2 protein-coding genes are annotated in these 5074 nt (G+C 71.6%); both read left to right on the forward strand.

The annotated features are described in order from the left end of the window. The coding region (locus H4281_RS44940; protein ID WP_182896942.1) for a type I polyketide synthase at positions 1-3255 on the forward strand (3255 nt) is incomplete at its 5' end. A gap of 51 nt (positions 3256-3306) precedes the next feature. Then, on the forward strand, positions 3307-5074 hold a 1768-nt coding region (locus tag H4281_RS44945), incomplete at its 3' end, for a type I polyketide synthase (protein WP_182896943.1).

A 5074-nucleotide genomic window follows, 5' to 3' on the forward strand; every position in this document is an offset into this window, starting at 1 on the left:
CGTTCGGTGGTGCTCTCGGGTGACGAGGACGCGGTGGCGCGGTGGGAGTCGAAGGGGCTGCGGACCAAGCGGCTGAAGGTGAGCCATGCGTTCCATTCGCATCTCATGGACGGGATGCTGGACGAGTTTCGTGCGGTGGCCGAAGGGGTCGAGTTCGGCAAGCCCCGGATCCCGATGGTGTCGAATCTGACCGGCGCGCTGGTCACCGAGTTCTCCGCGGATTACTGGGTGCGGCATGTTCGGGACACGGTGCGCTTCTGCGACGGCGTTCGAACTCTGGAAGCCAGCGGTGCCGCCAAATTCGTTGAGATCGGCCCCACCAGCGCGTTGATCCCGATGGTGCAGGAAAGCTTGACCGCTGACGCCATTCTGGTCGCGGCCATGCGGAAGGACCGGCCCGAAACCCAAGCGGTGGTCGAGGCGGTCGCCGCGCTCCACGCGAATGGCGCTTCGGTGGACTGGAAGCAGTTCTTCGCGGGTACCGGCGCGCGGCGCGTCGACCTGCCGACGTACGCGTTCCAGCGCCGTCGTTACTGGCCGCGGCCTTCCGGCGCGGTCGGCGACGTGCGTTCGTTCGGCCTGGTCCCGGCGGAACACCCGTTGCTGGGCGCGGCCGTGCGGCTGCCGGAGCCGGCGGAAACCGTCTTCACCGGGCGGCTGTCCGCGGAAACCCAGCCGTGGCTGGCCGACCACGTGGTGCTCGGCAGCACGGTGGTGCCGGGGACGGTGCTGGTCGACCTAGCGGCGTGTGCGGGCGACCGGGTCGGCAGCGCGATGCTGGAGGAACTCGTCCTCGAGACGCCGCTGGTGCTGCCAGAGCAGGGCGGGGTGCGGATCCAGGTGGTGGTCGGCGCGGAGGAAGCGGGCCGCCGGCCGGTCGCCGTGCATTCGGCGCAAGCGGACGACGAACTCGGCACGACCTGGACGCGGCACGCCACCGGGGTGCTGACCGTGGGCGCTCCGGAACCGGCGGCGAGCTTTGGCGCGTGGCCGCCCGCGAACGCCGCTCCGCTCGACGTCGGGGACGCCTACCAGCGACTGTCGGATGCGGGGCTCGACTACGGTCCCGCCTTTCAGGGGCTCACGGCGGCCTGGCGTCGCGGGGACGAGCTGTTCGCCGAGGTTCGAGCACCCGAAGCGGCGGAGGCGTTTGGCCTGCATCCCGCGCTGCTCGACGCCGCTCTGCACGTGACCGGGCTCGTCGGCGAGTCCGGGAAGACCTTGCTCCCGTTCTGCTGGAGCGGGTTCAGCCGGTACGCGACGGGTGCGTCCGCGCTTCGCGTACGGATCGTCGCGACGGGGCCGGACGAGGTGTCGGTCGAACTCGCCGATGACCGCGGCAACCCGGTCGCTGCGGTGCGGTCGCTGGCTTCGCGCCCGATCTCCGCGGAGGCGCTGCGGGCTGCCCGCCCGGACAGCGGCGGTTCGCTGTTCAGTCTCAAGTGGACAGAGGTGTCGCCCGCACCGGCTCCGGCCAGGCCGCGATGGGCGGTGTCCGGCCCCGGGCCCGGACTGCTGGCCGGAATCGACGCCGAACGCGGCGACCTGGCCTCGATCGCGGAAACCGGACCGCCGGACGTGGTGTTCACCGAATCCGTCCCCGGCGCCACGGCGAGTGCGGCCACCGCGTCCGTCCTCGACGTGCTGCGGTCGTGGCTGGCCGACGAGCGGTTCGCCGCCTCCCGGCTGGTCGTGGTGACGCGGGGCGCGGTCGCCGTCGAGCAGGACGCGGCGGTGGCCGACCTCGCCGGAGCGGCGGTCTGGGGCCTGGTGCGCTCCGCGCAGGCCGAGCATCCGGGCCGGTTCACTCTGCTGGACCTCGACGACCAGGTCGGTTCGCTCGATCTGCTGCCCGCCGCGCTGGCCCTCGGCGAACTGCAGCTCGCGGTACGCGACGGCGTCGTGCGAGTGCCGAGGCTGGAACGGGCGTCCGCGACCGCGGGGGAACCGGGTTTCGCGCCGGAGGGCACCGTGCTCGTCACCGGCGGCACGGGAGCCTCGGGCCGCGCGGTGGCCCGGCATCTGGCGACCGAACACGGCATCCGGCATTTGCTGCTGGTCAGCCGGCGAGGCCTCGATGCCCCCGGGGCCAAGGAATTGGCGGACGAACTCGCCGAGTCCGGCACCGAGGTGACGGTCGCCGCGTGCGACGCCGCCGACCGGGCCGCGCTCGCGGACGTGCTGGAGCGGATCCCGCCGGAGCATCCGCTGACCGGCGTCGTGCACACCGCGGGCGTGCTCGACGACGGGGTGCTCGGATCGCTGACCCCGGACCGTCTCGACCCGGTGCTGCGCGCGAAAACCGACATCGCACTGAACCTGCACGAGCTCACCCGCGACCGGGACCTGGCCTGCTTCGTGCTGTTCTCCTCGGCCGCCGGGGTGCTCGGCGGCCCGGGACAGGCCAACCACGCGGCCGCGAACGCGTTCCTCGACGCGCTCGCCCAGACCCGCCGGGCGGCGGGCCTTCCGGCGGTGTCGCTGGCCTGGGGCCCGTGGAACCAGTCGGACGGCGAAACTGGCGCGTCCCGTGCGCAGGTCGATCCGCTTTCCCTCGCCGAAGGGCTGGCGCTGTTCGACATCGGGCTCACGGCTGGTTCCGCGGTGCTGGTCCCGGCTGCGCTCGAGCCCGCGAGGCTGCGGGCACAGGCCGGCGCGGGCACGCTTCCGGCGATGCTGCGCGGGCTGGTCCGCGGCCCGGTGCGCACCGCGCCGGGCTCCGGCACCGCCGAGACCGACCTGCGGCAGCGCCTGACCGGCCGGTCCGCGGAGGAACAAGAGGCGCTGCTGGTCGCATTGGTGGCGAAGCACACCGCCGCGGTGCTCGGCTACGACCCGGCGGACCCGATCGACGACACCAGGGCATTCCAGGAACTGGGCTTGGATTCGCTGACCGCCGTCGAACTCCGCAACCGGTTGAGCGCGGCCAGCGGGCTGCGGTTGCCGGTGACGCTGGTGTTCGACTATCCGAAACCGTCCGTTCTGGCCCGGTACCTGCGCACCGAGTTGACTGAGGCGCAGGAGCGGAACGCTCTCGGCTCGGTCCTCGAAGACCTGGACCGCTTGGAAAACACCCTCTTGGCCGTCGCCGGGGACGCCGGCTCCGGCCGGTCGCAGGTGACGACGCGATTGGCCGCGCTGCTGGCGAAACTGTCCGGCGCGCCAGCGGATCCGGAGTCCGGCTCGCTGGCGGACCGGCTGGACGAAGCGACCGACGACGAACTCTTCGCACTGGTCGACGGCTCCGGCGGATGAGGTGCCCGCAGCAGACCTTTTCGATTACTGGCAAAGGGAGGTGACGGCCTCATGTCGGCCGAAGACAAGCTCCGCGAGTATCTGAAGCGGTCCATCGCCGAACTGCACGAGGCTCGCGATCAGCTGCGCGAGGTCGGGGAAAAGGACCGCGAGCCGATCGCGATCGTGGGCATGAGCTGCCGCTACGCGGGCGGAGTCCGCTCCCCGGAGGAACTGTGGGAACTCGTCGCCTCGGGCGGCGACGCGGTGTCCGGCTTCCCGCTCGACCGCGGCTGGAACGTGGCCGGGCTGTACGACCCGGACGGCGTCCGCCCCGGCACCAGCTACACCGACCAGGGCGGCTTCCTGCACGAAGCCGCTCAGTTCGACCCGGCGTTCTTCGGCATCTCGCCGCGCGAGGCACTGGCGACCGACCCGCAGCAGCGGCTTCTGCTGGAGACCGGGTGGGAGGTGCTCGAACGAGGCGGATTCGATCCGGCCTCGCTGGCGGGCAGCGACACCGGGGTGTTCGTCGGCGCGACCTACCAGGGCTACGAGACGACGGGCGAACTGCACCAGGACGATGTCGCGGGGCACCTGCTGACCGGCAATTCCCCGAGCGTCATCTCCGGGCGCGTCGCGTACGCGTTCGGGTTCGAGGGCCCCGCGGTGACGGTGGATACGGCGTGTTCGTCGTCGTTGGTGGCGTTGCATCTGGCGGCGCAGTCGTTGCGGCGCGGGGAGTGCTCGCTGGCGTTGGCCGGTGGCGTCACGGTGATGTCGACGCCTTACACCTTTGTCGAGTTCGCGCGGCAGGGCGGTCTCGCTTCGGACGGCCGGTGCAAGTCGTTCGCCGAGGCCGCCGACGGCACCGGTTGGGGCGAGGGCGTCGGTCTGCTGCTGGTGGAGCGGCTGTCGGAGGCGCGGCGGAACGGGCATCCGGTGCTGGCCGTGGTGCGGGGTTCCGCGGTGAATCAGGACGGCGCGTCGAATGGCTTGACGGCGCCGAACGGTCCGTCGCAGCAGCGGGTGATCCGGGCGGCTTTGGCGAGCGCTGGTCTCGCGTCGTCCGAGGTGGACGTGGTGGAGGCGCACGGGACGGGCACCCGGCTCGGTGATCCGATCGAGGCGCAGGCGATCCTGGCGACCTACGGTCAGGACCGGGAACAGCCGTTGCGGCTGGGGTCGATCAAGTCGAACATCGGGCACACCCAGGCCGCGGCGGGCGTCGCCGGCGTGATGAAGATGGTTCTCGCGATGCGGCACGGGGTGCTGCCGAAGAGCCTGCACATCGATGCTCCGACGTCCAATGTGGACTGGTCGGCTGGTTCGGTCGAGCTGCTGGCGGAGGCTATGCCGTGGCCCGAGGCCGATCGGCCGCGACGCGCTGGGGTTTCTTCGTTCGGGATCAGCGGGACCAACGCGCACGTGATCGTGGAGCAGGTTCCTGAGGAGCCCGCTGCGGAGCGGGGTCGCGAGCCGGTTGTGGTGCCGTGGGTGCTGTCGGCGCGGAGCCCGGAGGCGTTGCGGGAGCAGGCTCGTCGGCTGGTGTCGAGTGTGGACGATGCGGTGCCCGCGGATGTTGGCTGGTCGCTGGCGGCGCGCGCGGCATTGGAGTGCCGTGCGGTCGTGGTAGGCACCAGCCGGGGCGAACTGTTGGCCGGTGTCGCGGCATTGGCCGAGGGCCGGGGTTCCACCGGTACGGCGGTTAAGGGCCGGACGGCGTTTCTGTTCTCTGGCCAGGGTTCTCAGCGGGCTGGGATGGGGCGGGAGCTGTCAGACGCTTTCCCGGTGTTCGCGGACGTTTTCGCTGAGGTGTGCGCGGAGTTGGATCGGCATC

This window comes from Amycolatopsis dendrobii, from assembly GCF_014145675.1.
In the GTDB taxonomy this organism is placed as follows: Bacteria; Actinomycetota; Actinomycetes; order Mycobacteriales; family Pseudonocardiaceae; genus Amycolatopsis; species Amycolatopsis dendrobii.